This is a genomic window from Mucilaginibacter sp. (assembly GCF_036383575.1).
Lineage (GTDB): Bacteria > Bacteroidota > Bacteroidia > Sphingobacteriales > Sphingobacteriaceae > Mucilaginibacter.
Window position 1 is genome coordinate 1 of record NZ_DASVOB010000340.1, and the last position, 3,710, is coordinate 3,710.

Annotated in this window: 4 protein-coding genes; all 4 read left to right on the plus strand. The window is 45.7% G+C overall.

What is annotated here, in order from left to right; genetic code table 11:
- Nucleotides 1-304 (plus strand): hypothetical protein (locus VF500_RS11650; protein ID WP_330859829.1); only part of this gene is annotated, 304 nt, incomplete at its 5' end.
- Nucleotides 305-319: 15 nt separating this feature from the next.
- The gene (locus VF500_RS11655; RefSeq protein ID WP_330859830.1) at nt 320-2,191 is read left to right on the plus strand and encodes a RagB/SusD family nutrient uptake outer membrane protein; all 1,872 of its coding nucleotides are present in this window, start codon (nt 320-322) and stop codon (nt 2,189-2,191) included.
- 152 nt (nt 2,192-2,343) lie between these two features.
- Nucleotides 2,344-3,459: an SPFH domain-containing protein gene (locus VF500_RS11660; protein WP_330859831.1), complete on the plus strand. Its 1,116-nt coding sequence runs from the start codon at nt 2,344-2,346 to the stop codon at nt 3,457-3,459.
- Nucleotides 3,460-3,491: 32 nt separating this feature from the next.
- Nucleotides 3,492-3,710: zinc finger domain-containing protein (locus tag VF500_RS11665; RefSeq protein WP_414688576.1), on the plus strand; the 219-nt coding region annotated here is incomplete at its 3' end.

Genomic DNA, 3,710 nt, shown 5'->3' on the forward strand with positions numbered 1-3,710 from the left:
GAACTCGTATGTGTTACCTTACTGGACACCTGATAACCAGATTGACGATTACGCACGCCTAAACTCGGGCTCATCAGGTACAACCATCAACGTTTGGCGTAAAGCTTCATTTGTAAGGCTGCAAACCGCTTCAATCGGTTATACTTTCAGTCCGCAATTGATCAAACGCCTGGGCATATCAAGCGCCAAATTATTTGTGAATGCAAGCAATGCCGCTGTGTTTTCAAGCTGGCCGCTTTGGGACCCGCAAAATGGCGGCCCTACTCCAAGATATTTATCAGCCGGGTTTAACGTAGTTTTTTAAAGGAGGGATTTATACATGAACAAGATAAACAAAAACATCATGGCTGCGGCTTTAACAGCGGCAACCATATTTATAACGGGAGGCTGTACCAAGCGGGCTGATCTATATCCGCAGGCACCTTCAAAATTTACGCCCGACGTAACTTACACCTCGCCAGCCGCATTTAAAGCCGCTTTGGCTACGCTAAATGTAAGCGTTAGGTTTGAGTATTTCGGCGATTCGGCCCCTTTACTTACCGAATCGATATTTACAGATGCCGCCGTTGAAGGCACTACCGATAAAACCACACCGGCACAGGACCTTAACGCGCGTATCACCCCTACTGCCAACCTAAACAGCGACGACTATAACAAAATAGGCCGCTACTGGAGTGCATGGTACCAGGGTATCCATGACTGTAACGTTATTTTATCGAGAATAGATAACATCAAATGGTCATCAGATGCTGATAAAAATTTGGTAAAAGCATCCGCGCTGTTTCACCGGGCTTATCGCTACTATCGTTTGGTGCATGAGTTTGGCGATGTGCCATTGCTGCTGAAAGAAGAAACTGCCGTTAATACAGGTTACTTCAGCACACAACGTATTGTGATCCTGAAGCAAATGAAAACCGACCTGGAGTTTGCGGTAGCTAACCTTACCGATGCAAATGCCAAAGGCGATATCTCAAAAGGCGGGGCCGCACACCTTTTGGCTAAGGTTGACCTTGCTCTTGGTTTGTTTGATGATGCTATCGCTGCAGCCAACGTTGCTATCAACGGTCCTTATCACCTCATGACCAATCGCTTTGGTATTGTTGCAGGTGATGCTTCAAAAAACATCATCTGGGACCTTCACCGCCCCGAAAACAAAGCACTGGGAACCAATGCCGAAGCTTTGTACGTAGTACTTGACCGCGAAACACTTGATGGTGCTACGCCAAACGGATCACAGGTGATGAGGAACTGTGTGCCTATGTGGCATAACGGTACTATCCTTACCCCCGGCGCACTTAAACCGGGTATTTCAGATAAAGTTACTGAAGAGTTTCCGCTCACTTTATGGTATGGCCGTGGTATTGGCCGTTTACGCGGTACACCTTATGCCACTAAATACATCTGGACAGATAATACCGACTTAAGGCACGCTCCCGGCAACTGGATGAACATGACCGACCTTGTTTACAACAGTCCGGCTATCAAAACATCTGATCCTACCTGGTATGGTAAACACCTGGAGCAGTATACCGATGCCAACGTGAGCAAACGCTTCCTTAATGGTGCCAAAGACACCATCCGTGCATGGTTCGGCTGGCCGCATTACAAAGTGTTCATTGGCTCAGGCCCTATCGCACTTGATAAATGGTGGAGCCCGCCGCGTGGTACCAATACCGACTGGTATGTTTTCCGCTTAGCTGAAACCTACCTGCTGCGTGCAGAGGCATACGTATGGAAAGGACAAAATGCACTTGCTATGGATGATATCAACAAAGTAAGGGCACGCGCCAACGCACAGTTGTTAACCGATCCGGGCAGTGTAAACATAGGCACCATACTTGACGAACGTCAAAGGGAATTGTACTGGGAAGAGCCTCGCAAAACCGAGCTTACCCGTATAGCTTACATCTTTGCACAAACAGAGATCCCAGCCTATAACGGAAAAAGCTACAATGTGGCTAATTTTTCAACGAGCAATTTCTTCTACGACAGGATCATGGAGAAGAATGATTTCTACAAAAACCCTAACGTTGTAACCAACTCGGGCAACCACTTCACCATTTCGCCATACCACGTTTTATGGCCTATCCCGCAAAGCGAGATCGACCTGAATGTAAATGGCCATATCAACCAAAGTAAGGGCTATTCGGGCTCTGAAACCAATATACCACCTTTGGATAAGGTACAATAGTTAACACCAAACTGTAACATTTGAGCCGGGCATTAGTCAATGATTAGTGCCCGGCTTTTGTTTTATGCAGATCTTAAAGGATAAAATAATTAGTTACGAAGCACTTTTTTTTCACATATTTAAATCATTATTTAAACCTTATATAGAAAAATATGGGCCTGTTCAATATCCTTAGGAACGAACTTATAGACATCATAGAGTGGGTTGATACTACTCAAAATACCCTTGTATGGAAATTTCCACGCCACGAAAATGCTATTAAAATGGGTGCCCGGCTGGTTGTGCGCGAGTCGCAGGCGGCCGTTTTTATGAATGAAGGCCGCATTGCCGACGTATACACTGCGGGCACTTATGAGCTGCAAACTCAAAACATGCCCTTATTGACTACCTTAATGAGCTGGAAATATGGATTTGAAAGCCCGTTTAAGGTTGATGTATATTTTGTAAGCCTGCGCCAGTTCACCAATCAAAAATGGGGAACAAAAAACCCTGTAATGATCCGCGATGCCGAGTTTGGGCCGGTGAGGTTAAGAGCATTTGGCTCGTTCAATTTCAAGGTTCAGGATCCTAAAACATTCATCAAAGAAATATCTGCCACAAATCCCGATTTTGTAATTGAGGATATTAATGAGCAATTACGTAACACCGTTGTATCGCGAGGAATGGATGCCGTGGCCGAGTCGAAAATAAAGATCCTTGACCTGGCAGCCAACTACAACGAAATGGGGAAATTCATAACTGAATCTATCCAGCCCGATTTTGCTGATCTTGGCCTTAGCCTCACCAAATTATTGGTTGAAAACATTTCCCTGCCACCCGAAGTTGAGCAGATGCTTGACAAACGCAGTGAAATGGGCATATTGGGCAATCTTGGCGCTTACGCACAATTCCAGGCTGCCAACGCTATTGAAAAATCTGCCGAAAATACCATCGGCGGTAACTTAGGAGCCGCTGGTATGGGTTTGGGTGTTGGTGCCGCTATGATGGGACAGGTTGGTAATATCTTTCAGCAAAACCAGGTTACACCTAACAATACCGGTGCTGATACACCACCGCCACCGCCTACTCCCGGCGTTCAATACCATATCGTAAAAGACGGAAAATCTGACGGGCCACACTCGATCGACAACATCAATGCCATGGTTAGCAGTGGAACATTAAGCAGGGAGAGCATGATCTGGAAAAAAGGTATGGCTGCATGGGCCGCTGCCTCATCAGTTGAAGAAATAGCCGAACTGTTTAATAACGTACCGCCACCGATAGCCTGATCTGCAACTATTCCTAAATCTATATTTCTGAAATGAACAACCAGGTTAATCCATCAGCTATAAACAATTCATTAAATTGTTCGGGCTGCGGAGCGTTATTACACTTTAATCCCGGCACACACAATTTGTTGTGCGATTACTGTGGCGTGAGCAATGTTATTGAGGATGCCCCTGATAGTCGCGACATTTCACCTTATGATTATGAGGAGTTTGTTGCCGGGATCGATAACACGAAACAAAGCGCCGATCTG

Excerpts from the sequence above, each read along its gene's own strand:
- VF500_RS11660 (WP_330859831.1), top strand. The coding sequence starts at position 2,344 with ATGGGCCTGTTCAATATCCTTAGGAACGAACTTATAGACATCATAGAG.
- VF500_RS11655 (WP_330859830.1), top strand. The coding sequence starts at position 320 with ATGAACAAGATAAACAAAAACATCATGGCTGCGGCTTTAACAGCGGCA.